Genomic DNA, 25,771 nt, shown 5'->3' with positions numbered 1-25,771 from the left:
ACTTTTTTTGCTGTGGAAGGCCAATTATTTTATTGAATATAATTTATAATAAGTATATATTTTAATTATTAAAATAAATTCTGCGAGGAGGGAGAGTGGCACAGTGCAGCATGATCAGAAAATAATAGACGGGGCAGACGGAATCCCTTTGAAAGTAAAAGGCTCACTTATTAAAAAGGAGGATGTGCATAGGAGCTTCGTGGAAGTGATCGGTTATTTGCGCGTTACGGGCAATATGACCACATCGAAGTTGAAAGTGCTCGGGGATTGTTCGATCCGAAACCATTGCCAGGCCATGCAGGTGGAAAATTTGGGAAGTTTGCGAGTTCAAAGCCTTCAAGCCGACCGGGTTAGTTCATCGGGCTACTTGTCCGTTTCACAAAAAGCTGTAGTAGATAGCTTTCAGGCCAAAGGCGCTGTGCGGATAGACAACCTGATTGCCACCGAGTCGATTGATATTAGTTTAAGTTCGGTCTGCCAAGTCGGAACGATGAAGGCCTATAGGAGTATCACAGTCCGGCCTTCTTCCCGGGCGTTCAATTACTTTATGCGTCCTTTCTCGAAGCTTCGTTGTGAAATGGTGCAGGCGGTTAACGTTACATTGTACCGGACAGAGGCAAAGCTCGTTTGCGGAGAAGAGATCATCATCGGACCAGGCTGCACGATCCGGGAGGTCCGTTATAGTAAAAGCTTTCAAGCCGATCCCGGTTCACATGTCGAAAACATCGTTCTACTGAAAGAATAGGAGGGGGCTTGTGAAATACATCTATAAAGGGCTGATTGGATTGTTTTGCATCCCGATTCTTAGCGTTTGGCTTGCAGGAAGTCTCATTTGCTCGGTAATTGCCGTCATTGCAGGGGTGCTTCGTAACTTTGGAATGGGGTGGATCGGCATGACCATCTATCCCGGGTTATCTGTGCCGAAATCTCTTAGCCTGCCTTTTGGGGTGTGCCTGGCTGCTGTGCTGATGCTTTCATTCCTTTATACCAGGCGTTTTCTTCGGAAATGTCTCGTTTATTTACGTACGTCATAAGGAATTAGGAGAGTCCTATCATTCGAAAAAGAAGCCGCCGGACACCAATCGTTCCGCGGCTTGTACTTTTTATAAGCAGTGAGTAATGTTCAATGTTCAATCAGGTTTCTGACGGGGACCGTTTGTTCATGTTCCGGCTGATTCAATGGATAGATTCTGGCCGTGCCATTGTTCTCATCCACATGCTGGATATAGATTGGCGTTCCTTCATAGGTTACATTTTCCATAATCGGCGACGCGGCGATCTCTTGAGCTCTTTGCGGATTCATTGCTGTACCCTCCTCCAATTTCAGATAACCATGATTAATGTCCCACGAAATGAAGGGCTTATGCATAAAGCTCCTCCCTGTTGCTTTGTAAATATTATAAATATTAGGAGGACATCTTAGATGAGACCGAAGTTACATCGCATTGCTCTTTTCCTGCTTTTACCCTTGTTCCTGATTATTACGAGCTTTCCCCCAGCGGCCCATGCAGCCGAAACCGATCCGCTGGACAAGTATTACCCTGCCGACATTGAAGGGCATTGGGCCTACGACGCGATTGATAATTTCGTCAATGCCAACTTGCTAAGCGGTTATGCGGACGCGGACGGAACCATCAATATTAAGCCGAACAATAATATTACCCGCGCCGAATTCGTAACGATTCTTGTTAATGCGGCGGGTCTGACCAGCAGCCAGTCAGGTAAAGCCTTCACAGACGTCAAGGCTGGAAAATGGTACGCCGATCCGATCCGGATTGCGAGTTCCCTCGGCATCGTCGACGGCATAACTAATACGGATTTCGGTCCTGACCGGCCGATCACACGAGGCGAGATCGCCGTGATGGTCGTCAACGCTTTTTCCTCATCTGTAGCGTTCGACGGACAAGCCAAAGCCTTTACGGATGTACCGCAATATTATGCGACATCTGCCATCCAAAAAGCCGGCCAGGCTGGCATCGTGACGGGGATGACCCAGACCGAATTCAAGCCGTTCAACCGTGCCACCCGCGCTCAAGCGGTTGTCATGCTGGAACGCTCCCTGAAGTTGCAGAAGGGGAACTTGCCGCTGGAACAGGATTTGATCGACACTGCTGCCAAGGCAGACAGTGAAGAAATGCAGCTAATGATCGGCAAGAAGTACGCTGAGCTTGAGCGGATTTTTCTTAAATATTACACAGGCTATCAGTTTGCTTACAACATGTCTTCCTTGGCCGAGATCAATCAAATGGCCGCCGCTGGCGTAACGATAGACATTGAAGTCATGAAAGCCCCGACTTATCTGGTGGCCGAGCGTTCCGACCGTCTTGCGGTACTTGATTCGGTATATGGGGAGTTGAAAATGAAAATTTCAAACGGCGCCAATACCTACGAAGACACCATCAAGACGGATGGCCAATACCTGCTAAAGAAAATGGCGGATAATAGCTGGAAAATCTACGCTATACGTACCAACGAATACTAGGAAAAAAACGGAGATTTCATGGGAATCTCCGTTTTGTTAGCCAAAGTATCGATTGATCATTTCGCTAAAATTTGGGCTAACGTCAATAGCCTCCATCTTTCAAAAGTTGGGAGGCTATTTGGCGTTTATTGAGAAGGGATTGCTCATCCTTAGCGTAATTCCCTTCAGCTGCTTTGAGTTGAAAATAAAGAGCTGACGATCAAAGATAACGTTTGCTTGTATACGGCATGGGCCGATTGTACATCTCCCAAGTGTCCACCCATGTAAAGATGAATAACGCCGTGGAGCGAGGCCCAGAATATACGTACAACGGATTCCGTATCATACTGGCCGGAAATCAGTCCTTGCTCTTGCGCATTGCTGATCACGGTCAATAATTGCTGCATGGCTGTTACGGTGCCATGCATACTTTCCTCATCCGGTTTGAAATCTGCGAAGGCTCCTCCGAACATCAGCTTATAATAGCTGGAGTAACGCTGCCCAAATTCCCAAAAGGTTTCGCCAAAATTCAGTAAGTGCTGTGCGGGAACAGCAGCTTTCGGCGTCCCCTCAAATTCGTTAGCTAGAATCTTACAACCTTCTAGATACAACTGCTGAGCCAGGCCCTCTTTATTGACAAACAAGCTATAAATGATTTTTGTCGAGCAATCCATTTTCTGCGATACTTTACGAACCGTAACGGCTTCCGGCCCCTCTTCTTGCAAAAGCGTTGCCGCAGCATCAACAACGAGCTTTCGTAGATTTTCTATATTTTGCAAGCGAGCTTCTTGGTAGGTTTTCAACTTTCGTGTGCTCGCATTGGAGGAGATATCTTGGTCGCTCATTATTATCACCTTCGGTTATCATGTTTTCGTTAGGAAACAGGGTTTCCGACTCTCTTACCAAGAATTTTATATAGTTGTTATGCAGTTGTCAATGTACGTTGGATGTTCGAAGAGAACATATTGACTTTCTAGAAAAGGGGAGTTACAATGAATTCCAACGGAAACACTGTTACCGGATAATGCGATGATTCTTAATTTTCTTGGAAAATTGGGGATTATTTTTAACTTTTCGGCAACAATGTTTCTAAATTAAAACGTAGTATCCGAAAGGAGGATGTGATATGGAAATGAAGGGGAAATGGTCGCTCGTCACGGGAGCTTCTTCCGGTATTGGAGAGCAATTCGCGAGACAACTGGCCAAACAAGGCAGCCATTTGGTGCTCGTGGCCCGATCGGAGAGCAAGCTTGAGGACCTGGCATCAGAGCTTAGGAAGAGGTATGGCATCAAAGCCGAGGTTATCCCTATGGATCTTGCGAAAGAGGGTGCGCCCAGCGAGTTATATCGGCAATGTCGGCTTTTGAAAGTGGATATCGAATTGCTGGTTAACAATGCAGGTTTTGCTACGCATGGTTTGTTTGAACAAGTGTCAGGAGAGCGCCAACATGAAGAAGTGATGCTCAATGTCGCGGCTGTTGTAGATATGACCCACTTGTTCTTGCCGGACATGTTGCGCAAAAGCTCAGGTGCAGTAATCAATGTTGCCTCAACCGCCGGATTTCAACCGCTTCCCTATATGGCTGTGTATGGGGCGACGAAAGCTTTCGTCTTATCGTTTACTCAAGCATTATATTGGGAAAACCGCGACCGCGGCGTCAAATTTTTCGCACTTTGTCCCGGTTCGACGGATACCAGTTTCTTTAATGTCGTAGGAGCAGAAGAAGCCTCCGTCGGAAAGAAAGACACACCGGAAAGAGTTGTAGAGGTTGCGCTTCGCGCGCTGAAGGAAGGGAAACTGTATGTCGTTCCCGGTATGCAGAACTATATGGGGGCGCAGTTAGCGCGATTCATTACACGAAAGCAAGGTCTTCGGCTTGTTGCAGGCATGCTTCGTCCGCGCGAAGGATCCGGCAAATATAAGAATCTTGGTAATCAATCTGATCTTGCAGGGAGGACAAATCAATGAAAGCTATTCAACTGACAAACGGCTTCGGCCTTGAGGAATTGACCTTGACGGAACTCGACATACCAACACCTGGCCCTCAGGAGGTGCTGATCCGCATGAGGGCAGTTTCTCTCAACTACCGGGATTTAGTAATCGTGAATGGATTAATGCCGGTCGACATCAAGTTTCCCTTCATTCCAGTATCAGACGGAGCGGGAGAAATTGTAGCTGTAGGCCCAGGAGTAACAAGATTTCAGGTAGGACAGCGGGTAGCGGGTAATTTGCAGCAACGATTCATTGCCGGCAACCCAAGCGCGGAGGTATTAGGAGAAAGCTTGGCAGGTCCGTTGAACGGAGTGGCAGCCGAGTATGTCGTCCTGCATGAAAATGGAATCGTCCGTATCCCCGACCACCTCACTTGGGAGGAGGCTTCCACATTGCCGATCGCGGCATTAACTGCATGGAGCATGCTGATCGAATACGGCGGTTTGCAAGCGGGTGATACCGTGCTGCTGCAAGGAACAGGAGGTGTTTCCATCTTCGGCCTTCAATTCGCTGTTATGGCCGGAGCAAGAGCCATCATTACATCAAGCAGCAACGCCAAGCTGGAACGGGCAAAGGCTCTCGGCGCATGGCAAACGATCAACTATTCGGAAGTTCCCGATTGGGATAAGGTGGCGTTAGAGCTGACTGACGGCGGCGTCGACCATGTTCTGGATGTTGGAGGAGCGGCAACGATGGTGAAATCCATCAATGCGCTTCGCATTGGAGGGACAGTGAGTATGGTCGGGTTCTTATCGGGATTGACCATTCCGGAATACGATGTCACCGGCATCTTGCAGAAAGCTGCAACAGTTCGCGGCAGTCAAGTCGGCAACCGCGATCACTTTGAAAAGATGAATCGGGCAATTGCCCATCATGGTTTACATCCTGTCATTGACCAAGTATTCCCGCTGAACCGAATTGGAGAAGCATTCGCGCTCTTGGCTGAAGGAAAGCAATATTTCGGTAAAATCGCAGTCCAAATTTAAAATTTTACTTTCTAACATAGGAGGCGCTTTAAATGCCTAATACGACAGATTTCTCTACAAAAGCTCCTCCAGGCGGAAATCATCCGAAACGCTCAACACATAAAAGGATACGCAGAGTAGGATTATCGCTGCTTGCGTTGATCCTTCTTGGAGTAATCGCTTTCTTGCTTGTGCCTTCACCCGTCGAACCGGCAAAATGGATTGCGCCAACGGCCCCGTCTTTTAAGGAAGCGGGTCCGTGGCAAGAGAACAACAAACTCAGCTCGGCACAGCTTGTTACGGATGCCCCTGAATCCCCGGAATTCATTACCTTTGACAAGGAAGGTAATCTATATACAGGAGATTCTGACGGGAAAATTTACAAGGTCCCTTTCGATGCTGAGGGTAATCCGCAAGAGACTCAAGTGTTTGCAGACACCAAAGGAACGCCCAACGGACTTAAATTCGATGACAATGGGAATTTGATTGTTGCTGATATCAAGAGGGGACTGCTATCTGTAAACCCATCTGGAACCATAGAGGTATTGGCCGATCAAGTGGATGGCAAGCCGATCTATTTAACCAATGAGCTTGATATTGCCGAGGATGGTACAATTTATTTTTCCGACACCTCGACCTATGGCCGTGTGATGTTCAAAGAAATGGCCGAGAACAAGCCGCATGGACGTTTGCTGAAGTATGATCCCGTAACCAAGCAGACGACTGTCCTGCTAGAGGGTCTCTATTTTGCAAACGGAGTTGCCCTGTCTAGTGAGGAGGATTTTGTGCTTGTGGCAGAATCGTATCATTATCAGTTGACCAGATACTGGCTGAAGGGTCCAAAGCAGGGGACATCTGAAATTTTTGCGGACAATCTCGCAGGCTTTCCCGACAACATTACGCGCGATGAGCAAGGTCATTTCTGGGTCGGGATCTTCACGACTCGCATTTCTTTTGTAGATCAGATGCATCGCAGCCCGTGGTTGGCCGGTACTATGGCCAAATTGCCGGAGTCACTGCTTAGCGGCGCGAGTGCACCGGTGAAGCATGGGCTTGTTGCGGAGATTAGCCCGCAGGGAGAGCTAATCGAAAGCTGGCAAGATCCGGAAGGCTCGCTGTATGGCGTAACTACAGCTGTAAGCCATAACGGATATCTGTATATAGGAACGGCGCCCGGAGGCAGCAAGGGCGTTCATCGCGTGCCGCTAACAAAATGATTCCCTTCAAGGCAAGCCAAGAGGTTCAAATAAAGCAAGTCCAATGAATGATACCCTGTACCGTGTTCAGATACAAAGAAATCGCCCTTGTTCTTTTAGAGAAGAACAGGGCGATTGGTTTGTTACAGCTATTATTGGACTGTCTTCAACGATTTAACTTCCAATTCAGACAAGCCACTTGCTTTGGAAATAACAGCAATCTCGATTCCTAACGTCAGCAGGTTCTTTGCAATTTCAATGGCTTTCTTGCGTTCTCCTTCGGCAAGCCCTTCAGCTAGTCCTTCAGCTATCCCTTTAGCCATGCCTTCCTTCAGACCTTTCTCCGTAGCCCACTCTATAGCGGAAGCCTCATCATGCAGAAACTTCTGTCGTTCCTCGTATAAGCGGCGAGCTTCACGATCCTGGCTCAGAAATTCCAGTGTATCCATCGCTTTCTTCAATGTCGGTTCATTCATTTTCAGCACCTCCCATTTGGATTTGTCGGCACCCTTCAAGAATAACAGTCAGTTAATCAATCCGCCCTAGTTTCTTTTATGCAGGGACTACTGGGTTAGTGAATTTCAGTATTGGCAATCCAACGTGAAAGCAGCAAAATCTCTATACGAGTAAATGAAAGCTAACAATAAAGAAGTTGAAGAAGGGAGGGTATCGTGGAGCGAGTGTTCCTTTTGGCTACAAAATAGAACGTTTCGTAGTTTCAACAAAAGAGGATGAACTGCTTCAAGTCGTTTTTGACGCTGAAAAAGCAGAAGTTGTCAAGTTAGTATGAAATGGTGGTAGAAGAGGTATATGGTCAATATCGTCTAGTCAAACTGCTGAATGAAAAAGGATTTAAGACGGCGAAAGGCAAACCATGGTCAGCTTCAGCAGCCAATGTTGTGTTGAATAATCCTTGGTGTAAGGATAAATTTAGGTGAACAAAAAGTAGGTCTTCGATATCATTCGAGGACTTTTTTAGACCAAAACTATCCATTTCTAATGATAAAGTAGATCGGGACAGTTTACAACAGACCTTTGCGAAGCGGTTTATGAAGGACTTGGGAAGTCTTAGATAACCTGTGATTTTAGAGCTTAGCGCAAGGAGCGGCCAGATGGACGGGTAACTATGATAACTGGCGTAAAGGTTATACAACATGAATGATCTGATCACGTCTGGGGCCGACAGAAATCGTAGAAATCTGGACACCAACCCTTGATTCCACAAATTCAATGTACTTTTTGGCCGCTTCAGGCAGATCTGCAAATCGTTTGATTTGAGAGATGTCACATTTCCAGCCCGGCAGCTCCTCCAATACCGGCTTTGCCGTATTCAGCTTGCCCGTTACCGGAAACTGATCGGTTATTGTGCCTTTATCCAGCCTGTATCCCACGCATACAGGAATCTCATCCAGATATCCCAGCACATCAAGATTTGTCAGCGCTGCTTCAGTCGCTCCTTGCAACTTACAGCCATAGCGCGTGGCTACAGCATCAAACCACCCCATACGCCGTGGCCGGCCTGTAGTTGCTCCATATTCTCCGGCATCACCGCCGCGACGTCGAAGATCGTCTGCCTCGTCGCCTTGTAATTCGGTTACAAATGGCCCTGCACCGACACAACTGGAGTAAGCCTTGATTACGGCGACAACTTTAGTTATGGCGTACGGAGGAAGTCCGGCGCCGACAGAAGCAAATCCAGCGAGCGTGGAGGATGATGTGGAGAACGGATATATTCCGTGATCGGGGTCGCGAAGGGCTCCGAGCTGTCCTTCAAGCAAAATCTGTTCCCCGTTGGCCCATGCCTTTTGCAGCAGTTCAGTCGTATCACAAACATACGGCGCCAACCACTCCGCCTGCTCCAGCAGTTGTGCCAGCCATTCTTCAGATTGAATGGGCATCCGTCCGTACAGATGCTTTAACAAAATGTTTTTTGTTGTAAGCAGTTGATCGAGCCGCTCCTGAAGTCGGGCTGGATCAAACAGATCGGCAGCCTGAATGCCGAGCTTCATGTATTTATCAGCGTAAAATGGCGCAATACCACGCTTGGTGGAACCAAATCCGCGTGTTCCCAGCCGTTCCTCTTCGAGTTGATCAAACAGTCGGTGTACGGGTAGAAGGATTTGGGCCCGTTCGGATATGAACAGCTTCGGCACCGGGACTCCCCTTTGGGACAGCTCATGCAATTCCCCTCTCAACACTTCTATGTCAAGTGCCGTTCCCGGGCCGATGACGTTTGTAACCGTGGGATAAAAAACGCCCGAAGGCAGCAGATGCAAAGAGAATTTACCATAGTTGTTTATAATCGTATGCCCGGCGTTGCTTCCACCCTGATACCTTACGACAAAAGATGATTTTGCCGCCATCACGTCAATCATTTTCCCCTTGCCTTCATCTCCCCAATTTGCTCCTACGATTGCGGTTACTGTCAAAGGACTCGCCTCCTAAATTGTTTTCATCTGCGTTCCCTATTATAATGCTGGTGGAGACATAAGAATAATTAATAGTTATAATGCCAGATATAATGTGAGGTAATATATATGGAGATTAATTTAGAGTGGTATCGCGTTTTCTACTGGACGGCAAAGACCGGCAGCTTGTCCAAGGCAGCTGAGCGGCTCTATATCACTCAACCGGCTGTAAGCCATACCATCAAGCGACTGGAGGGGAGGTTTGGAGGACAATTATTTTTCCGAACGACAAAAGGAGTTACGCTTACGGCTGAAGGTGAAGTGCTGCTTCGCTATGTGGAACAAGCCTTTAACCTCGTAGAGATTGGCGAGAGGGCCATTGCGGACATGCATAGCTTAAATAGCGGGGAGATCAATATTGGAGCGAGCGACACATTGTGCAAGTATTACCTGCTGCCCTGCCTTGAACATTTTCACGAGCAGTATCCGGGTATCCGCATTCATGTAACGAACCGAACGACTCCGGAGACACTTGCGTTGCTTAAAGAGGGGAAAATCGACTTTGGCATCGTCAATCTTCCAGCCTCGGACAAACAGATTGATTTCCGTAGAAGCATCTCCATTCAAGACTGCCTTGTAGGCGGAAAAGCATTTTTCAAGCTGGCAGAAGGGATGCTGGAGCTTAATGCCATCAACAATTATCCCTTGCTCTTGCTTGAGCCGGGAGGGAGTACCCGAAGCTTCATTGACGAATATACGGCTTCAAATGGCGTCAGAATAGCCCCCGAGTTCGAGCTTGGCAGCATTGATCTTCTTGTGCAGTTCGCAATACGCGGCTTCGGCCTGGCGTTTGTTATTCGCAATTATGTGGCAGACGAGCTTGCTGCCGGCCAGCTTGTTGAAATCCCCCTGAATCCGCCAATCCCAATGCGCCATATAGGAATCGCCTCACTTCGAGGCGTCCCTTTGTCCGCTGCGGCAAGGGCCTTTCTCTCGTTATTGCCCTGAAGTATCTTACCCTGATAATATTTTTTCTCTGGAAACTCTTGAATAAGAACTTATGTTCGGTTATACTAGGAAATGAGGAAAGCCTCGCTGCAATTGGATCATGCGGCGTTCTGCGGCTTCCCGATGATGTCGATAGCGTAGGCCATACGGTATGATCGAATGCTTTTTTAGACATGATGTATTATGGAACCAACAATTTTGAAATAAAGGAGAATGCAAATGGCTGTTGAAGCTTATTTGAATTTTAACGGAAACTGTCGTGAGGCTGTGGAATTTTATGCGCAGGTCTTTGGAACGGAAGAACCCAAGCTGATGACCTTTGGGGAAGCGCCTCCCAACCCGGAATATCCGCTTCCGGAGGAAGCCAAAGATCTGATCATGCATACCCGGCTTATTATTTTTGGAAGCACTGTGATGTTTTCCGATGTCTTTCCCGGTATGCCTTTTGTGGCGGGGAACAACATAAGCCTTGCTATTGTAAGCGATGATATAGACGCCTTGCAATCCGCGTTTGACAAGCTTAAAGAAGGCGGTAAAGTAGGCATGGAGCTTCAGGAAACCTTTTGGAGCAAATGTTACGGAAGTCTGTCGGACAAGTTCGGTGTGGAGTGGCAATTCAACCACGGGACCGGCGAGGGGTAATGGAATAACGAAATCGCCCTTGTTCTTCCAGAGAGGAACAGGGCGATTTATTTAGGAACTATAAGGAGTTTATATTTAAAGAATAATTTCTTTGCTCAATATGCAAGGCTGTCTCCAATCCTAACTGTTCAGCTACGAACTTTATAGGGACCATGGCTCGTCCTCCAGCAATCAGCAGCGGACGGGTCATCAAGACTTCTTGGCCATTCACCCTTGCGACTTTATTTCCTGCGGACAATTCAATTCTCTGCTGTTCAGTAGTGAAGACAGCCGTTTTAGCTGCGGCATCCCAGGCAATGGCCGCTCTCAGCGATGATGCGGTCTCGGAGGCTGGAAGGAACAGCTCGCCATCTCCTTGAATTAGCCGCTTGCTAAAGGGGTAATCGCGCGAATTGATCTTGACCTTGTAGGCATATACATTCCCTTGCTTGTCCATGAGCGCAGACGTTGTTTGCGATACCAGTTCATGGTTGAACAGTTCGACATTATCTTCGGTCACCCGGTATTTTGCGTCATTTTTGCCGATGCTCCGGACGATCCGGCTATTCACCGCTCCGCTGTGATGGCTGATATCCTTATATAAATCCAGGTTAAAGGTCCAGTCCGCCTCCGACTGGAAGTCATACAGCATCGCATTGGGGTGCTTGTTAATCTGCTGAAACATCCATTTGCGCATTTCCAGCTGATTATTGAAGCGTTTCGGATTGGTATTGTACCAGGCTGCCTGTCTCATAACACTGTAGGGCGGATAATAAAAGTAAAACTGAACATCGGGATAATCGGCAAGCAGCTGGCCGACGTAAGTGTTGAAGCGCTGCTGAAGCACCGGTATATCTTCCTCATTCATGCCGAAATACACTTCGCTGGCGCTGTGATCGTAGTAAGATTTAGCCGTACGCTCTTTGGAAAAGGTGGATTCATCATTCCAGTTATTCAGGTGCTCCAGATCATTGGTCTTGCCCTGGAGCATATCTTTGATGCTTATAGCGAACTGGGCATAGACGGATGAATTAAAGATATATTTATAATCATTCCACAGTTTATCGTCATACAAATAATGGGGAAAGGTCTGCTGCTCCTCCTCCGTATTATTTTTCAGGGAGAAGTAATCCAGTCCCCAAAGCACTTTCTTAACTTTACCGGTCTTCAAGGCCAGCTTGGCAATTTTGTAATGCTCCTCGGCCGTCGACCCTTCAATGGACAGCTTCATCGCCTTTCCGCCCAGACTTTGGCTCACTTCAGAAGGCAGGAAGTTCTCGGTCATGGACGTTCCGATAATAATGGTGTCGTAGTCGAAGTTTTTGGCCAGCCCCGGATTCTGGTAGCGTTCCTGCTTGGAAAATACCGGTGAATACCAGGTTGCGCGATGATAAAATTGCAGAGGGTCCACAATTATAATGAATAAGGCCATAAGAACTGCAAGAATCAAGGTGAATAGAACGAAATAACCCATAGCTTGTCTGGATTGGGAATGAAATCCCCGAGATGGGGCAGCGTTTAATACAATATCGGTATCGGTCTTTTGCCGCGGCAGCAATCTATATTCCCCCTAAAATAGTAGATTAAGCTCACACTAAAAATTAAAGTATAGAAATTCCGTAATCCGGTTGAAGAAGAGAAGAGAAATCATAAACATCAATGCCATCAGGAGGGCTGTCTTCCAATTGGGGCGCAGCTTGCTTAGCGTCCAGGTTAAATTGGGGGATACCCGCATGACCAGCAGAAGGACGGCAAGGATGGGAATTACCGGCGCCAATCCTGTAAGCCTTGAAAGCCCCAGTCCGTTCATGCCGGCCATCCCGCGCAGCAGCCTTGTGGCCTGCGAAATATTGTCAGCCCGGAAGAACACCCACGTCATATTAATAAACAGGAACGTAATCAGCCAGCATAACTGGGCAGGAAGGGGCTTGCCCCAGCGTTTCCAAATGCGCTCCACAGCCTGTCCTCCGCCATGAAGCAGCCCCCATATAATGAACATCCAGCTTGCCCCGTGCCAAATTCCGCCGATGATGAACGTAATAAGGACATTTCGAATGGCAGTCCAGAAGCCTCTTCTGCCCCCGCCCAGAGGAATATAAATATAGTCCCGGAGAAACTGACTTAGCGTAATATGCCAGCGCCGCCAGAAGTCCTGGATGCTTGTTGCCCTGTAAGGCGAGTTGAAATTTTGCGGCAGTCTGATGTTAAACAGCAGGGCAATGCCTATCGCCATATCCGTATAGCCGCTGAAATCATAATAGATTTGGAAGGTGTAGCTTAAGGCTGCGATCCAGGAATCCATAAATTGGGCGGCATTCGCAAAACCGCTGCCAGCATAACCGGCAAGCGTATCGGCGATCAGCATTTTTTTGGACAGGCCGATGCAGAACAGCAAAGAACCCGACATGACGTTATTCCAGTTCCAGACCTTATTGCGGAGCCTCTCGAACTGTGGCATCATGTCCTTGTGATGAAGGATCGGACCCGCGATAAGATGCGGAAAAAAAGTCACAAACAGCACATAGTTAATCATGCTGTATTCCTGGACTTGTCTCCGGTAAGCATCGACGAGATAGGCGATCTGGGTAAAGGTGAAGAAGCTGATGCCCAGCGGCAGAAGCAGGTGAAGCGCCGGCAGGTTGCTTCCTGTCAGCCCGTTCCAGTTGTCTATTAAGAAACCGGCATATTTATAGTACCCCAGCAGAAGGACATTGGCCGATATCCCGAAGAAGAGCAGAAGCTTCCTGAAGGATATAGCAGATAACAGCCTGCGGCCTACGATGTAATTAAACAGGATGGATAGCAGGATGAGCGGTATGTATTTTAAATTCCACCAGCCATAAAAAAACAGGGAAGACAACGCCAGCCAAAGCTTGGCCGTGAAGAAGCAGCGATATTTTACGAAGATAAAATAGATCAGTAAAACAGCAGGAAGAAAGGCAAAAATAAAAGGATAAGAATTAAATAACATACCCGCCCTCACTTTCGAAAAATAGGAAAAATCATGAAAGAACGCCGAACTCACTTATGATATGTTTTATCGTCATATAAATCAATATCAAAAAGCATTTAAAGGAAAGGGGCATTGCACATGGTTGATTTTGAATGGTACAGAAGCTTCTGCACGATCTACAAGCATAACTCTGTGTCCGAGGCGGCCAAAGTGCGCATAATGACGCAACCCGCCATGAGCCAGCATTTGGCTTCTCTGGAGGCCGAGGTTGGTGAACAGCTATTCATTCGAACCTCAAGAAAGCTGTTTCCGACGGAACGGGGGAAGGAGCTGTATTCAGAGGTGGCTCCGCTGATCGAGTCTTTGGAGGAGACCACGATGAATTTCAAGGCGGCTTCCTTACCTGCGCTTACAGTTATAAAGTTGGGAGCCGCACATGAATTTTACACGGAAAAAATACTCCCCCGGCTGCATACCTATAACATCCGTACCATTTCCAGCTTTGGAACCGCCGATCAGTTGCTGGAGCTGCTGAAGGAAGATAAGCTCGATCTTGTCATTACATCGAAAAAGTATCAAATTCCAGGCATTGAGTATGTGAAATTGATGGACGAACAATTTGTGATGGTTGCCCCCGGCGATTGTGAAATACGCGATACAGACGACCTTGAATTAAAAGAGCAATGGCTATCCATGCAGCATTGGATAAGCTATGGGGCGGATTTGCCGATCATCCGAAGAATTTGGAGAGAGCATTTTACAAAGCGGCCGCAAATCAGACCCGCCCATATCATTCCTGATCTGCGGCTCATCTTGACGGCTGTCGGGAATGGCGCCGGCTTAAGCGTTATCCCTACATATATACTGGAAAATTCAGTTGATGGAAAAGCAAAGGTGATCTATGAGGATTTGAAAGTGAAGAATGAGCTGTTTTTCGCCTATAAGCTGAAGCATAAGCAATTACCGCAAATTCATGAAATGATGATCCGAATTCGCGAAGATGTATAAATATATTTATGGATAGATCATTATTTCATAATTTGTTTTATAGAAGGGCTGGAACTAATATAAAGAAAGCAACAAAATATTCGTAATGGAGGCAAAACAAATGGCTAAAAAAGTGTTAATCGTTGTAACTAATCATACGAAAGTTCATGAAGGCAAATCGACCGGGATTTGGCTGTCCGAATTTGCCGAAGCCTATATTGAATTTACAAAACAGGGGTATGAGCTTGTGATCGCAAGCCCGCTTGGAGGGCAGGCTCCTGTTGATCCCGGCAGTGTCGATGCCAATACACCGCAAGAAATTTTGGATACGGAGAAATATCTGGAAAACACGGTCAAGCTGGACGAAGTATCCGCTGAGGGCTTCGATGCGATTTTCCTGCCGGGCGGTCATGGAACGATGTATGATCTCCCCGATAATAAGGTCCTTCAGAAGCTGCTGCGCGATTTTTATGAGGGAGACAAGATTGTCGCTGCCGTGTGCCACGGTCCGGCCGGGCTTGTCGGCGCTACGCTGTCGAACGGTCAACCGCTTGTGGCGGGCAAACGGGTAAGTGCCTTTACCGATCGGGAGGAGGCGCAAACGACGCTGGATCAACATCTTCCTTTCTTGCTCGAAAGCAAGCTTCGCGATCTGGGTTCGATCTATGTCGCGGCCCCGAACTGGACGTCCCATTACGAGGTGGACGGCAACCTGATTACAGGGCAGAACCCGCAGTCAACGCTGGCCGTCACAAAAGCGGTTATTGAACAGCTGGGCTGATCCCCGGCAGGCTTAATTGATACCGTCGAAAATCCGCTCCTTCCGGGATAGTTGTCCCGTGGGAGCGGATTTTTTAGTCCACAGGCAGCGACAGTTCATCCAGACCTCATGTATGAGCAGACTCATAGACTTCTCTTTAAAGCTCAAGTTATAATGAACCTTATTGTCAGCATATCTTGTCTACAACTGCATATGGATGAAAAAGGTGAAACGCCAAGGCGTTTATTAAAAGGGAAGAACGGTGAAAGTCCGTCGCGGTCCCGCCACTGTAAATGGAGAGCAAGCTTAAGCCACTGTGTCAAATGGGAAGGCTTAAGCACCCGGATCAGTATGATTCCGGTTATTGCGTCTGATCCACAAGTCAGGAGACCTGCCTTTTTCAACAGCACGACTGACCTACGAGGATAGGAAGGGGGAGAACGCTTGTATTGCGGCGATTAACGGCACTTCTACGCTCTTTTGTGTGTGGGGAGTGCTTTTTTGTTTGTTAGATGATCATTGCATGCGTCTCTAAGATTGTAGAGGGGATTGTGATTGTGTTGGAAAAATTATTTCAGGTCATCAACCGGATTGAACGGCTGAATATGGTGTCGATGCATCAAATGAGAAGAAGCGTCAACAACCTGACCAAGCCCTTGGGAAGTCTCGGGCGTCTGGAGGAAATTGCTGTAAGGCTCGCCGGGATAACAGGCAGCGTTCAGCCGAGTGTGGACAAAAAAGCGATTGTCGTGATGTGCGGCGATCATGGCGTCGTGCAGGAGGGCGTCAGCGCCTACCCGCAAGAAGTGACCGGGCTGATGATGGCGAATTTCATTCGGCGCAGCGCCGCTGTCAATGTGCTCGCGCAGCAAGCGGGAGCGGAGGTTCAAGTGATTGATGTCGGGACGCTGCTGACGGATCTGCCGGAAGGCGTGGTTCGGCGGAAAGTCCGCCCGGGAACGGCTAATATGGCCCAAGGGCCGGCGATGACCAAGCAAGAAGCGGTTGCCGCCATTCATGTCGGGATGGACACGGCTTACGAGCTTGCCGATAAAGGGATCGAAGTGATCGGTCTAGGAGAAATGGGAATCGGCAACACGACTCCCAGCAGCGCCATGACGGCGGTGTTCACGAATCATCCGGTGGAACAAATCACCGGGAGGGGAACCGGTATCGACGATGAAGCGTTGGCCGCCAAAACGAAGGTGATCGAACGGGCGATCGAGGTCAACCAGCCTGATCCGGGCGATGCTGTCGACGTGCTCGCCAAAGTGGGGGGACTCGAAATCGCCGGGCTTGCCGGTGTGATAATGGGAGCGGCGGCCCGCAGGGTTCCGGTAGTCATCGACGGGGTGATTACAGGCGCCGCGGCGCTCGCCGCCTGCCGGATAGAGCCTCGCTGCCGGGATTATCTATTCGCTTCCCATCTGTCCGTTGAGCCGGCGCACCGTATCGTGCTGGATGAGCTTGGGCTGAAGCCTCTCTTGCATCTGGACATGCGTCTTGGAGAAGGGACGGGAGCCGCGCTGGCGCTGCCTGTCATCGAATCGGCTGTACAGCTCGTTTCAAGGATGGCCACATTTGAAGATCTCGGCATCCCGAGTCCGGCCCCCGAAGAAGATGAATTCAGCCTTGCGGTTGATGGTTTGAAATAGAGGAGGCTGCACGTTGGAACAGAAGAGAGGCAAACTGCTTGTAATCGGGCTTGGCCCGGGGGCTGCCGAACAGATTACGGAACGCGCCCGCCGGGCTATTGGAGAAAGCGAAGTTATTATCGGCTACAACACCTATGTCGATTTGATCCGCAATCTTCTGACCACTCAGGAGATCGTAGGAAGCGGTATGACGGAGGAAGTAAGCCGGGCTCAGGAAGCGGTACGGCAGGCGTATCTGGGAAGGACCGTTGCGGTAATTTCCAGCGGTGACGCCGGTGTATACGGCATGGCCGGGCTGATCTATGAGGTGCTGATGGAAAAGAGCTGGAATCCGCTGGAGGGAGTACAGGTCGAAGTCATTCCCGGAATATCCTCGATCAACTCCTGCGCCGCGCTGCTTGGGGCGCCTATTATGCATGATGCCTGCACGATCAGCCTGAGCGATCATTTGACCCCCTGGGATACCATCGCCAAGCGGGTGGAGGCTGCGGCCTCAGCGGATTTTGTGATTGCTCTGTATAATCCGAAAAGCGGTAGGCGTACCCGGCAGATTGCCGAGGCTCAGCGGATCTTGCTCAGACACCGTTCCGCAGACACGCCGGTGGGCCTGGTGACGAGCGCTTACCGGGACCGTCAGCGGGTCGTGCTTGCCACCTTGGCGGACATGCTGGAGCACGAGATCGGGATGCTCACCACGGCTATTGTCGGCAACTCCTCGACGGTGGTGTATAACGGCTTGATGATTACGCCGAGGGGCTACCAGCGCAAATATGCGCTGGACTCGGATGAGCAGACACTAAAGCCCGGCGAGCGTCTTAAAGCGGAGGCGGAGCCTTGGTCTCTGGGCGCGAAGGAATAAATAATCGGCCTGACAAGGAGGAAGAAGATGGACGCGATATTGCTGGTGGGGCACGGAAGCCGGGACCCCGAGGGGAACGAGGAACTGCTGGAGTTCGCCGAGATGGTGCGCCGGGAAGCGCCCCGGTATAAGATAGAGACTTGCTTTTTGGAGTTTGAGCAGCCGGATATTGCGCGGGGAATTGCGAGCTGCGTCGAACAGGGAGCTGCGCGGGTGGTCATTATTCCAGTCATGCTGTTTGCGGCGGGCCATGCCAAGGTTCATATCCCGTTTGAGATGGATAGAGCCAAAGAGCGTTATCCCGGCGTGGAATTTGCCTACGGGCGTCCGATTGGCGTTCACCGGAAGGTGATGGATATCCTGACATCCCGTGTAGCGTTAGCCGGGTTTAAGACGGGCAGCCCGGAGCTGCCCATAGCACAAAGCTTTCGCGAGCCGGAAACGGCCGTTCTCTTGATAGGCAGGGGGAGCAGCGACGGCGATGCCAACGGCGATTTTTTCAAGATGACCCGCCTTCTGTGGGAGCAGCTTCCGGTCAAATGGGTGGAGAACTGCTTTATCGGCGTTACGGAGCCTACCTTTGAGGATGGCCTGGAAAGAGTGCTGCGGCTTGGAGCGAAAAAGATTTTCGTGCTTCCCTATTTCCTGTTTACAGGAATCCTGATCAAGCGCATTGAGGACATGACAGCGAAATTTGCCGCGCTGCACCCGGATATTTCCGTTGAGCTTGCTGGGTACTTCGGGTTTCATCCGAAGCTGGTTGAAGCGCTGCTTGATCGGGTGGCCGAAGCGGTGGAGGGACAGGCCGTGATGAATTGCAGTCTGTGTCAGCATCGGCTCGCGGCCGGTCACGATCATCACCATCATCATGACCACGGGCACGACGATCATCACCACAATCATCATGATCACGATCATCACGATCACGATCATGAGCATGAGCATCACCACAACCACGATCATCACCTGCATAATCACACATAGAAGCAGCCAGGGCAGCCCCCAGGGAGGAAGCGGTATGATTTTTGCTCTTTGCGGAACCGGCGATGCGAGGGAGCTTGCGGTCCGGATACAACAGAGCGGATTTGAATTGTTGACATCGGTGGTTACCGATAACGCGGCGAACAGCCTTAGAGAAGCCAATTTGTCCGTCCGTATTGGACGTTTGGGCAAGGATGGGCTTGTGACGCTGATCCGTAGGGAAGAGGTCAGGGCGATTGTGGACGCGAGCCATCCGTTTGCCGAAGAAGCGCACAGGAATGCGATGGCGGCGGCGGAAGAAGCCGGGATTCCCTATATCCGGTTTGAGCGGGCGTCGCTTGATTACGGCGATGATCCAAGGCTTACGGTGGTGTCCTCCTATGAAGAGGCGGCGGCGGAATCCAAGAAATGCAAAGGCTCCGTTATGCTGACCACCGGCTGCAAGACTCTGCATATTTTCGCCGGACATCTGCTGGGCGACCCGGAGATCCGCCTGGTCGTTCGCACGCTGCCCCGGCGCGATAACATGGAGAGATGTGAAGAACTGGGCGTTGAACAGAAAAATATCATTGCCTTGCAGGGGCCATTTTCCCGGGAACTGAATGAAGCTCTGTACCGGCAGTACGGCACTACAGTGATGGTCACGAAGGAGAGCGGCAAGCCCGGAGCCGTAGACGAGAAGATTGCAGCCGCGCTGGAGCTGGGAATCCGGGTCATATTGATCTCCCGGCCCGACATTGATTTTGGCGCTGTGTTTACGGATTTTCAGGATGTTATTGAGCAGTTGAACAAAGTTGCCCGCTAATTGAACATAGGGGAGAAGGTTATGGATTTCAAGACGGAATTTAAGCCGCTGACGGTACAGCCCCGGGAGATTGAGAGCACAAGCTTCGAGATCATTACCGAGGAACTGGGGGAGCATCCCTTTACACCGGAGCAATACCCGGTCGTCCAGCGAATTATCCATGCCACGGCGGACTTCGAGCTTGGCCGGAGTATGGTGTTTCACCCGGGAGCGGTTGAAGCGGGAATAGCAGCCATTCGTAACGGAAACAAGATTGTGGCCGATGTCCGGATGGTTCAGGCCGGGATCAGCAAGCCGCGTATCGAACAGTTCGGCGGAAGCGTCCATGTCTACATCTCCGACCCGGACGTAACGGAGGAAGCGAAGCGGCTCAACACAACCCGTGCGATCCTCGCCATGCGCAAGGCGGCGCGCGAGGCGGTGGACGGAATTTACGTCATCGGCAACGCGCCTACCGCCCTGCTTGAATTAATCCGCATGGTTAAGGAAGGGGAAGCGCGCCCGGGCCTGATTATCGGGCTGCCGGTGGGCTTTGTGTCCGCTGCGGAATCGAAGGACGAGCTTCGCAAGCTCGATATTCCGTTCATTGCCAACATTGGACGCAAGGGCGGCAGTACGGTTGCGGCGGCGGCGGTCAACGCGCTTGCCATTATGGCGGAGAAGAAGGCGTAGGCCAGGGAAGGGATCACATGAGCGATTTGGCGGGAGCAAAGAACAAGCCCAAAGAGATGCGGCACGGATTGACGACAGGCGCTTGCGCGGCAGCGGCGGCGAAAGCAGCGGTTCTGATGCTGGTCACCCGTACCCGGGTTGCCGAATCGACCATCTGGCTTCCGGCCGGATGGTTCCAAACGTTCACCATAGTAGAAAGCGAACTTATCTCCGGCGCGGCGCGGTGCGCCACGATGAAGGACGCGGGCGATGATCCGGACGCTACGCACCTGGCGAGAATTGTCGCTGTGGCGAAATGGACGGACGGAAGCGGCATCGAACTTGACGGCGGCGACGGGGTAGGGCGTGTTACGAAGCCGGGGCTGCCGGTTCCGATAGGCCAGGCGGCGATTAATCCGGTGCCCCGCCGGATGATCCGCAAGGAAGTGCAGGAAGTCCTGAAGGATTATGGCATGAACCGCGGCGTGAAAGTGGTGATTTCCGTGCCGGGCGGAGAAGAAATCGCGAGGAAGACGTTAAACGGGCGGCTGGGTATCGTTGGAGGGATTTCCATTTTGGGTACGAGGGGGACGGTCGTTCCTTTCTCGACCTCCGCGTATAAGGCGAGCATAATTCAGGCCCTTCGGGTGGCCGCTGCCTCCGGCAGCGCGCATGTTGTTCTGACGACAGGGGCCGGCAGCGAGAAATATGCGATGGAGATGAATCCGGACCTCAGCGAAGAGTCGTTTATCCTGATGGGTGATTTTGCCGGGTTCTCGTTGCTGCACGCCAAGCGCCTCGGGATAAGCACAATCAGCCTTGTCGGCATGATCGGCAAATTCTCGAAGCTGGCCCAGGGCGAGATGATGGTTCATTCCGGCGGCTCATCCGTCGATTTCGGGTTTCTGGCGAGGGTTGCCAGCGAGGCGGGGGCTTCATCACAGCTCCAGAACGAGATTCGGGGATGCAACACGGCGGCACAGGCCGCCGACCTGATGATTGAAGCGGGACTGCGCAGTTTTTTCGATCGCTTATGCCAGTATGCCTGCCGCTGCTGTCTAGAGCATATCGGGGGCGGCGTGACGGTTGAAGTAGCGCTGCTGACCAGGAAAGGCGAGCTTTTGGGAAGGGAGGTTCGGCGTGGATAGGCGTATCAAGATTATCGGTATTGGAGACGAAGGTCCTGCCGGGTTGTCCACGGCTGCTCTGAAGCGGATTGAACGGGCGGATATTCTCGCAGGCGGCGACCGGCATCTCTCCCTGTTCCCCGGGCACCGGGGAGAAGCGATCAGGCTCAAGGGAGGGCTGGGAAGCATTGCCGGGCAGTTGGACGCTCTGCGGGCGGACAAGGATATTGTGGTGCTGGCCTCCGGAGATCCGTTGTTTTACGGCATCGCTGGTTTCATGGTGAAGAAGCTGGGGCCGGATGCGGTGGAAGTCCATCCTCATGTCAGCTCCGTGCAGCTGGCCTTTGCGAGAATGGGCGAAAGCTGGCAGGATGCCGTGCTGGAGAGCATCCATGGGCGAGCGCTGAAGGGGCTGGCGCAGAAGGTCAGCGGCCGGGAGAAGATCGCCCTACTGACGGATCACGTTAACACCCCGTCCGCCATTGCCCATTATCTGATCGATTTCGGGATCACGGAATATGACGCTTTTGTTGCGGAGAATCTGGGCGGCGAGCATGAAAGATGCCGCTTTCGGACTCTGGAGGAGATGTCCCGGTCGGAATGTTCACCCCTGAATATCGTCATCCTGCGCCGAAAGCCAGGATTTACATCGCCGCAATTCGGATTTGGCATAGAGGATGAGGAATTCTGTCAGCGCAAGCCGGAAAAGGGACTGATTACGAAAAAGGAAGTCCGCATACTGAGCCTGTCCGAGCTTGCGCTCAGGAAAGACAGCGTCGTCTGGGACATTGGAGCCGGGTGCGGATCGGTCGCTGTGGAATGTACGTTGTCAGCGCCCTGCGGGCAGGTGTTTGCCATTGAGAAGAACGCCGGAGATATAGAGAATATTGAGCGGAACCGAAAGAAATTCCGCGCCGATTTCACGGTGATCCATGATAAAGCCCCGCATGGCCTTGAGCCGCTTCCCGACCCGGATGCGGTGTTCATTGGCGGCAGCGGAGGAGAGCTGCGGGAGCTGATCCGGATCTGCTGCGCCCGGCTGAAAGCGGGAGGGCGCATCGTCGTGAACGCGGCTACGATCGAGACATTGTCCGAATGCAGGCAGGCGCTCACTGAGCACGGCTTCGATTCCCGGATTACGCTGGTGCAGATTTCGCGCAGCAAACCGATTCTGGATATGACCCGCTTCGAGGGACTCAATCCCATTTATGTAATTACCGGCTTCGCGAAGCACGGAAAGTGAAAGAGAGGGAACCGAGCAAGCATGACAACCACAGCAGCAACAACAGGAACTTTATACGGGATCGGCGTAGGTCCCGGCGACCCGGAGCTGATCACGGTCAAGGCGCTCCGCTTGATGCAGGAATGTCCGGTCATTGCCTATCCCAAGAAACGGATGGGAGGCAAATCCTATGCTCTGGAAATTGTAGAATTGCATATAGATACGGCGGGGAAGGACATGCTGGGGCTTGTATTTCCCATGACCAAGGATCAGGACACGCTGGACAGGGAGTGGAGCCGGACGGTTTCCCTGTGCTGGGAGCATCTGAAGGAAGGGAGCGATATCGCTTTTGTAACGGAGGGCGATCCCAATCTGTACAGCACCTTTATTCATATGGCCCGCTATATGCGGGAGCTTCATCCGGAGGTCCCTGTTCTGTCCGTTCCGGGCATCTCCTCTGTTCTGGGGGCTGCCGCCCGTCTCGGAATCCCCCTGGCAGACGGTGACGAGCAGGTGGCGATTATTCCGGCGAGGAATGACCGCCAGGCGATGAGGAAGGCGATTGAAGACCATGATGCGGTTGTGTTCATCAAGGTGGCGAAGGTGCTGGATTTGATTATCGATCTGCTGGAGGAGATGGAGCTTGCGGACAAAGCGTCGGTTGTCATGAAAGTGACCTCCCCGGGCGAGCTGATCTGGCGAAATGTACGGGAATTAAAGGGCAGGGAGCTTGAATATTTGACATTAATGGCGGTGAAAAAATAGTGGAACTGAAGCCAAGGGTGTATATGGTCGGCGCCGGTCCGGGCGATCCGGATCTCATTACGGTGAAAGGGCAGAACATCCTGATGAACGCCGATCTGGTCCTGTATGCCGATTCGCTGGTGAGCGAACAGTTAATCTCCCGCGCCGGAAGTCATGCCCGGGTGCTCCCAAGCTCCGGGATGGATCTGGAGCAGATGGTCGAGGTGATGGCCGAGGCCGTCCTCGCCGGAAACAGCGTGGCCCGGGTGCATACGGGCGACCCGGCAGTGTACGGCGCGATCCTGGAGCAAATGGTGCTGCTGAAGCAGCGCGGCATCCCTTACGAGATCGTGCCGGGCGTCAGCTCCGTCTTTGCCGCCGCCGCCGTGCTGGGCGCGGAATTGACGGTGCCGGATTTGACGCAGACGGTCATCCTGACCCGGGCCGAGGGACGGACGCCCGTGCCGGAACGGGAGAAGCTTCGCGCCCTGGCCTCCCATCACTGCACGGTCGCCCTGTTCCTCAGCGCCGCGCTCGCGGAGCAGGTTGTGAAGGAGTTCACGGAGGCGGGCTGGTCGAAGGACACGCCGGTCGCCGTCGTTCAGCGGGCCACCTGGCCGGATCAGACCATCGTGCGCACGACGCTCGGGCGGCTGGACCGCGATTTGCGGCAGGCCGGCATCCGCATGCACGCCATGATTCTGGCGGGTTGGGCGCTTGACCCCGGGCTGGTCGACCGGGATGAACACCGCTCCCGGCTGTATGACAAGTCGTTTACCCACGGCTGCCGGACAGGACTTGCTGCGGATGACTAATCCTTATGCCGCCGTCGCGATTACGAAGCATGGGGTGGATAAGGCGAGAGCGCTGGCCGAGCGGCTCCCTGGAATCGACCTTTATTATTTGAGCAAATGGGCCCGGGGAGATGAGGCCCAGCTTGGGTACAGGCTGTTCGAGGGGCCTGTGAAGCCGGTCCTCCAGGACCTATTCAAAGCCTACAAAGGGCTGATGATCTTCATTTCGCTCGGGGCGGTGGTCCGCATGCTCGCTCCAGTGCTGGAGGACAAGACCAAGGACCCGGCGGTCATCGTTATTGACGAATGCGGGCGGCATGCAATCAGCGTGCTCTCGGGCCATCTGGGCGGCGCAAATGAATTGACGCTGGCGGCGGCAAAGGCCATCGGCGCCAAGCCCATCATTACAACCGCGTCCGATGTGCAGGAGACGATTCCGGCGGATCTCTTCGGCCGTGAATTCGGCTGGGAAATCGAAGGCTACGGCAAGATGGTATCGGTCAGCGCCTCGCTGGTCAATGAGGAACGGATAGCGATTGTGCAGGAAGCGGGCGAGACGCGGTGGTGGACCTATGACAAGCCGCTCCCGGCGCATATTGCTGTCTATAGTCACGCACAAGAAGCGATGCAAGCGGAGTTTGACGCGGCGCTGGTGATTACGGACCGACTGCTGGAAGCGGACGAGGAAGCTGCGCTGCTTGAGAACGGGGTGCTGTACCGGCCGAAGACGCTTGTCCTTGGCATCGGCTGCAACCGGGGAACGTCGGCGGAGGAGATTGAGCGCATGATCACCAGCACATTGTCCGAGCTGCGGCTGTCTGTCAAAAGTGTGCGGAATGCCGCCACCATCCTGTTGAAAAAGGATGAAGAGGGACTTCTCGACGTATGCCGGAAGCATAAGTGGAAGCTTGAATTCTACACGCCGGATGAACTGAATCAGATTCCTCTCAAAAATCCGTCCGCAGCGGTGTATAAATATACGGGCGCATACGGAGTAAGCGAGCCTGCGGCGCTTCGTTCATCCGGAGCGGCGGAATGGCTGCTGGAGAAAAGGAAGAGCGGCAACGTCACCCTGTCCATCGCGCGCGTCCCATTAGCTTCAGGAGGGGCGGCGGGATCATGAGCGAACACAGAAACCGGATCGTTATTGCGGGAACGGGCAGCGGCGCCGGTAAAACGACGGTTACGATCGGGCTGATGGCGGCCCTGAAGCGCCGGGGGCTTCAGGTACAGGGCTTCAAGTGCGGCCCGGATTATATTGATCCAACCTATCATACCGCTGTAACGGGCAGGCCCTCCCGCAACCTGGACACCTGGATGCTGTCTCGGGATACGATGCGCGAAATTTTTCTCCGGGCGTCGGGTGGAGCGGATCTGTCCGTCATTGAGGGGGTCATGGGACTGTACGACGGGAAGGACCCGCTGTCCAATACCGGTTCCACGGCGGAAATTTCAGTCTTGCTGGAAAGTCCGGTCATTCTGGTTGTGAATGCGCAGAGCATGGCCCGAAGCGCGGCTGCTGTTGTGCTGGGCTACCAGAAGCTGGATGAGAGCACCCGCATTGCCGGGGTGATCGTCAAC

General features: G+C 51.8%; 26 protein-coding genes, 2 pseudogenes and 1 riboswitch. Of the genes and pseudogenes, 22 read left to right on the top strand and 6 right to left on the bottom strand.

Annotation, left to right across the window (positions count from 1 at the left end; all coding sequences use genetic code 11):
* The first annotated feature begins 103 nt into the window (after positions 1 to 103).
* Together L692_RS0114285 and L692_RS0114280 are read left to right on the top strand one after the other, a co-directional pair.
* Entirely contained in the window at positions 104 to 745 is a 642-nt protein-coding gene (locus L692_RS0114285; protein WP_025700861.1) for a hypothetical protein, read from the top strand.
* Positions 746 to 755: 10 nt separating this feature from the next.
* On the top strand, positions 756 to 1,034 hold the full coding sequence (locus L692_RS0114280) for a hypothetical protein (RefSeq protein ID WP_025700860.1): 279 nt from the start codon (positions 756 to 758) through the stop codon (positions 1,032 to 1,034).
* An 89-nt stretch (positions 1,035 to 1,123) separates the two neighbouring features.
* Here the strand turns inward: L692_RS0114280 and L692_RS0114275 are convergent, their stop codons facing one another.
* The gene (locus tag L692_RS0114275; protein ID WP_025700859.1) at positions 1,124 to 1,303 is read right to left on the bottom strand and encodes a small acid-soluble spore protein H; all 180 of its coding nucleotides are present in this window, start codon (positions 1,301 to 1,303) and stop codon (positions 1,124 to 1,126) included.
* Positions 1,304 to 1,423: 120 nt separating this feature from the next.
* On the opposite strand from L692_RS0114275, the gene L692_RS0114270 reads away from it, so the two are divergent.
* Positions 1,424 to 2,482, top strand: a complete 1,059-nt coding sequence (locus tag L692_RS0114270) for an S-layer homology domain-containing protein (RefSeq protein WP_025700858.1) — start codon at positions 1,424 to 1,426, stop codon at positions 2,480 to 2,482.
* A 164-nt stretch (positions 2,483 to 2,646) separates the two neighbouring features.
* Here L692_RS0114270 and L692_RS0114265 read toward each other — a convergent pair whose 3' ends face one another.
* Complete coding sequence (locus L692_RS0114265) at positions 2,647 to 3,306, bottom strand: TetR/AcrR family transcriptional regulator (RefSeq protein WP_025700857.1); 660 nt, start codon at positions 3,304 to 3,306, stop codon at positions 2,647 to 2,649.
* A 281-nt stretch (positions 3,307 to 3,587) separates the two neighbouring features.
* On the opposite strand from L692_RS0114265, the gene L692_RS0114260 reads away from it, so the two are divergent.
* Genes L692_RS0114260 through L692_RS0114250 form a run of 3 tightly spaced genes read left to right on the top strand, consistent with a single transcriptional unit; the run spans position 3,588 to position 6,636 of the window.
* Entirely contained in the window at positions 3,588 to 4,430 is an 843-nt protein-coding gene (locus L692_RS0114260) for an SDR family NAD(P)-dependent oxidoreductase (RefSeq protein ID WP_025700856.1), read from the top strand.
* The gene (locus L692_RS0114255) at positions 4,427 to 5,440 is read left to right on the top strand and encodes a zinc-dependent alcohol dehydrogenase family protein (protein ID WP_025700855.1); all 1,014 of its coding nucleotides are present in this window, start codon (positions 4,427 to 4,429) and stop codon (positions 5,438 to 5,440) included. Before L692_RS0114260 ends, L692_RS0114255 begins: the two co-directional genes overlap by 4 nt.
* Before the next feature lie 32 nt (positions 5,441 to 5,472).
* A complete protein-coding gene (locus L692_RS0114250; RefSeq protein ID WP_025700854.1) occupies positions 5,473 to 6,636 on the top strand; it encodes an SMP-30/gluconolactonase/LRE family protein in 1,164 nt (387 codons plus the stop codon).
* A gap of 131 nt (positions 6,637 to 6,767) precedes the next feature.
* On the opposite strand, the pseudogene L692_RS0114245 reads toward L692_RS0114250, so the two are convergent.
* Positions 6,768 to 7,157, bottom strand: a pseudogene (locus tag L692_RS0114245) (Rpn family recombination-promoting nuclease/putative transposase); the annotation flags it as partial.
* A gap of 249 nt (positions 7,158 to 7,406) precedes the next feature.
* Here L692_RS0114245 and L692_RS34035 point away from each other — a divergent pair.
* Positions 7,407 to 7,553: a recombinase family protein gene (locus L692_RS34035; protein WP_156940447.1), complete on the top strand. Its 147-nt coding sequence runs from the start codon at positions 7,407 to 7,409 to the stop codon at positions 7,551 to 7,553.
* Positions 7,554 to 7,760: 207 nt separating this feature from the next.
* Here L692_RS34035 and L692_RS0114240 read toward each other — a convergent pair whose 3' ends face one another.
* Positions 7,761 to 9,044: an adenylosuccinate synthase gene (locus L692_RS0114240; protein WP_025700852.1), complete on the bottom strand. Its 1,284-nt coding sequence runs from the start codon at positions 9,042 to 9,044 to the stop codon at positions 7,761 to 7,763.
* 108 nt (positions 9,045 to 9,152) lie between these two features.
* On the opposite strand from L692_RS0114240, the gene L692_RS0114235 reads away from it, so the two are divergent.
* Positions 9,153 to 10,031 (top strand): LysR family transcriptional regulator, encoded by an 879-nt coding sequence (locus tag L692_RS0114235; protein WP_025700851.1) that lies wholly within the window; start codon positions 9,153 to 9,155, stop codon positions 10,029 to 10,031.
* Positions 10,032 to 10,250: 219 nt separating this feature from the next.
* Positions 10,251 to 10,673 (top strand): VOC family protein, encoded by a 423-nt coding sequence (locus tag L692_RS0114230; RefSeq protein WP_025700850.1) that lies wholly within the window; start codon positions 10,251 to 10,253, stop codon positions 10,671 to 10,673.
* Between the two features lie 58 nt (positions 10,674 to 10,731).
* Here L692_RS0114230 and L692_RS0114225 read toward each other — a convergent pair whose 3' ends face one another.
* Both L692_RS0114225 and L692_RS0114220 read right to left on the bottom strand, forming a co-directional pair.
* Positions 10,732 to 12,210, bottom strand: coding sequence for a copper amine oxidase N-terminal domain-containing protein (locus L692_RS0114225; RefSeq protein ID WP_025700849.1), 1,479 nt, complete (start codon positions 12,208 to 12,210; stop codon positions 10,732 to 10,734).
* 36 nt (positions 12,211 to 12,246) lie between these two features.
* Entirely contained in the window at positions 12,247 to 13,623 is a 1,377-nt protein-coding gene (locus L692_RS0114220) for an MBOAT family O-acyltransferase (RefSeq protein WP_025700848.1), read from the bottom strand.
* Positions 13,624 to 13,743: 120 nt separating this feature from the next.
* Here L692_RS0114220 and L692_RS0114215 point away from each other — a divergent pair, with 120 nt between their 5' ends.
* The 13 genes and pseudogenes from L692_RS0114215 to L692_RS28845 form a co-directional block, all read left to right on the top strand.
* The gene (locus tag L692_RS0114215; RefSeq protein ID WP_025700847.1) at positions 13,744 to 14,613 is read left to right on the top strand and encodes a LysR family transcriptional regulator; all 870 of its coding nucleotides are present in this window, start codon (positions 13,744 to 13,746) and stop codon (positions 14,611 to 14,613) included.
* Positions 14,614 to 14,713: 100 nt separating this feature from the next.
* Positions 14,714 to 15,373, top strand: coding sequence for a type 1 glutamine amidotransferase domain-containing protein (locus L692_RS0114210; protein WP_025700846.1), 660 nt, complete (start codon positions 14,714 to 14,716; stop codon positions 15,371 to 15,373).
* Between the two features lie 186 nt (positions 15,374 to 15,559).
* A riboswitch (cobalamin riboswitch) is annotated at positions 15,560 to 15,765 on the top strand.
* Positions 15,766 to 15,909: 144 nt separating this feature from the next.
* Positions 15,910 to 17,007, top strand: a complete 1,098-nt coding sequence (gene cobT, locus L692_RS0114205; RefSeq protein WP_312001407.1) for a nicotinate-nucleotide--dimethylbenzimidazole phosphoribosyltransferase — start codon at positions 15,910 to 15,912, stop codon at positions 17,005 to 17,007.
* 13 nt (positions 17,008 to 17,020) lie between these two features.
* Positions 17,021 to 17,863, top strand: a pseudogene (gene cobJ / locus L692_RS0114200) (precorrin-3B C(17)-methyltransferase); the annotation flags it as partial.
* A gap of 30 nt (positions 17,864 to 17,893) precedes the next feature.
* A complete protein-coding gene (locus tag L692_RS0114195) occupies positions 17,894 to 18,850 on the top strand; it encodes a sirohydrochlorin chelatase (protein ID WP_025700843.1) in 957 nt (318 codons plus the stop codon).
* Between the two features lie 34 nt (positions 18,851 to 18,884).
* Entirely contained in the window at positions 18,885 to 19,652 is a 768-nt protein-coding gene (cobK, locus tag L692_RS0114190) for a precorrin-6A reductase (RefSeq protein ID WP_025700842.1), read from the top strand.
* A 21-nt stretch (positions 19,653 to 19,673) separates the two neighbouring features.
* A complete protein-coding gene (locus L692_RS0114185; RefSeq protein WP_025700841.1) occupies positions 19,674 to 20,324 on the top strand; it encodes a precorrin-8X methylmutase in 651 nt (216 codons plus the stop codon).
* Between the two features lie 17 nt (positions 20,325 to 20,341).
* On the top strand, positions 20,342 to 21,451 hold the full coding sequence (locus L692_RS0114180; RefSeq protein ID WP_025700840.1) for a cobalt-precorrin-5B (C(1))-methyltransferase: 1,110 nt from the start codon (positions 20,342 to 20,344) through the stop codon (positions 21,449 to 21,451).
* A complete protein-coding gene (locus tag L692_RS0114175) occupies positions 21,444 to 22,673 on the top strand; it encodes a bifunctional cobalt-precorrin-7 (C(5))-methyltransferase/cobalt-precorrin-6B (C(15))-methyltransferase (protein ID WP_025700839.1) in 1,230 nt (409 codons plus the stop codon). The genes L692_RS0114180 and L692_RS0114175 overlap by 8 nt, the downstream gene beginning before the upstream one ends.
* A 21-nt stretch (positions 22,674 to 22,694) precedes the next feature.
* Positions 22,695 to 23,417: a precorrin-2 C(20)-methyltransferase gene (gene cobI, locus L692_RS0114170; protein WP_025700838.1), complete on the top strand. Its 723-nt coding sequence runs from the start codon at positions 22,695 to 22,697 to the stop codon at positions 23,415 to 23,417.
* Positions 23,417 to 24,211 (top strand): precorrin-4 C(11)-methyltransferase, encoded by a 795-nt coding sequence (gene cobM / locus L692_RS0114165; RefSeq protein WP_025700837.1) that lies wholly within the window; start codon positions 23,417 to 23,419, stop codon positions 24,209 to 24,211. Before cobI ends, cobM begins: the two co-directional genes overlap by 1 nt.
* The gene (locus L692_RS0114160; RefSeq protein ID WP_025700836.1) at positions 24,204 to 25,313 is read left to right on the top strand and encodes a cobalt-precorrin 5A hydrolase; all 1,110 of its coding nucleotides are present in this window, start codon (positions 24,204 to 24,206) and stop codon (positions 25,311 to 25,313) included. Before cobM ends, L692_RS0114160 begins: the two co-directional genes overlap by 8 nt.
* On the top strand, positions 25,310 to 25,771 hold a 462-nt coding region (locus tag L692_RS28845), incomplete at its 3' end, for a nucleotide-binding protein (RefSeq protein WP_036723728.1). The genes L692_RS0114160 and L692_RS28845, both read left to right, overlap by 4 nt.

The sequence above is a fragment of the Paenibacillus forsythiae T98 genome (assembly GCF_000520735.1).
Lineage (GTDB): Bacteria > Bacillota > Bacilli > Paenibacillales > Paenibacillaceae > Paenibacillus_AQ > Paenibacillus_AQ forsythiae.
Note: the sequence above shows the minus strand (reverse complement) of the source record. Positions and strands in the feature narration are given on the sequence as shown.

Bases quoted from the DNA above. Each gene is read 5' to 3' on its own strand.
- L692_RS0114275 (WP_025700859.1), bottom strand. From the start codon at position 1,303: ATGAATCCGCAAAGAGCTCAAGAGATCGCCGCGTCGCCGATTATGGAA.
- L692_RS0114270 (WP_025700858.1), top strand. From the start codon at position 1,424: ATGAGACCGAAGTTACATCGCATTGCTCTTTTCCTGCTTTTACCCTTG.
- L692_RS0114265 (WP_025700857.1), bottom strand. From the start codon at position 3,306: ATGAGCGACCAAGATATCTCCTCCAATGCGAGCACACGAAAGTTGAAA.
- L692_RS0114260 (WP_025700856.1), top strand. From the start codon at position 3,588: ATGGAAATGAAGGGGAAATGGTCGCTCGTCACGGGAGCTTCTTCCGGT.
- L692_RS0114255 (WP_025700855.1), top strand. From the start codon at position 4,427: ATGAAAGCTATTCAACTGACAAACGGCTTCGGCCTTGAGGAATTGACC.
- L692_RS0114250 (WP_025700854.1), top strand. From the start codon at position 5,473: ATGCCTAATACGACAGATTTCTCTACAAAAGCTCCTCCAGGCGGAAAT.
- L692_RS34035 (WP_156940447.1), top strand. From the start codon at position 7,407: ATGGTGGTAGAAGAGGTATATGGTCAATATCGTCTAGTCAAACTGCTG.
- L692_RS0114235 (WP_025700851.1), top strand. From the start codon at position 9,153: ATGGAGATTAATTTAGAGTGGTATCGCGTTTTCTACTGGACGGCAAAG.
- L692_RS0114230 (WP_025700850.1), top strand. From the start codon at position 10,251: ATGGCTGTTGAAGCTTATTTGAATTTTAACGGAAACTGTCGTGAGGCT.
- L692_RS0114220 (WP_025700848.1), bottom strand. From the start codon at position 13,623: ATGTTATTTAATTCTTATCCTTTTATTTTTGCCTTTCTTCCTGCTGTT.
- L692_RS0114215 (WP_025700847.1), top strand. From the start codon at position 13,744: ATGGTTGATTTTGAATGGTACAGAAGCTTCTGCACGATCTACAAGCAT.
- L692_RS0114210 (WP_025700846.1), top strand. From the start codon at position 14,714: ATGGCTAAAAAAGTGTTAATCGTTGTAACTAATCATACGAAAGTTCAT.
- L692_RS0114195 (WP_025700843.1), top strand. From the start codon at position 17,894: ATGGACGCGATATTGCTGGTGGGGCACGGAAGCCGGGACCCCGAGGGG.
- cobK (WP_025700842.1), top strand. From the start codon at position 18,885: ATGATTTTTGCTCTTTGCGGAACCGGCGATGCGAGGGAGCTTGCGGTC.
- L692_RS0114185 (WP_025700841.1), top strand. From the start codon at position 19,674: ATGGATTTCAAGACGGAATTTAAGCCGCTGACGGTACAGCCCCGGGAG.
- L692_RS0114180 (WP_025700840.1), top strand. From the start codon at position 20,342: ATGAGCGATTTGGCGGGAGCAAAGAACAAGCCCAAAGAGATGCGGCAC.
- cobI (WP_025700838.1), top strand. From the start codon at position 22,695: ATGACAACCACAGCAGCAACAACAGGAACTTTATACGGGATCGGCGTA.
- L692_RS0114160 (WP_025700836.1), top strand. From the start codon at position 24,204: ATGACTAATCCTTATGCCGCCGTCGCGATTACGAAGCATGGGGTGGAT.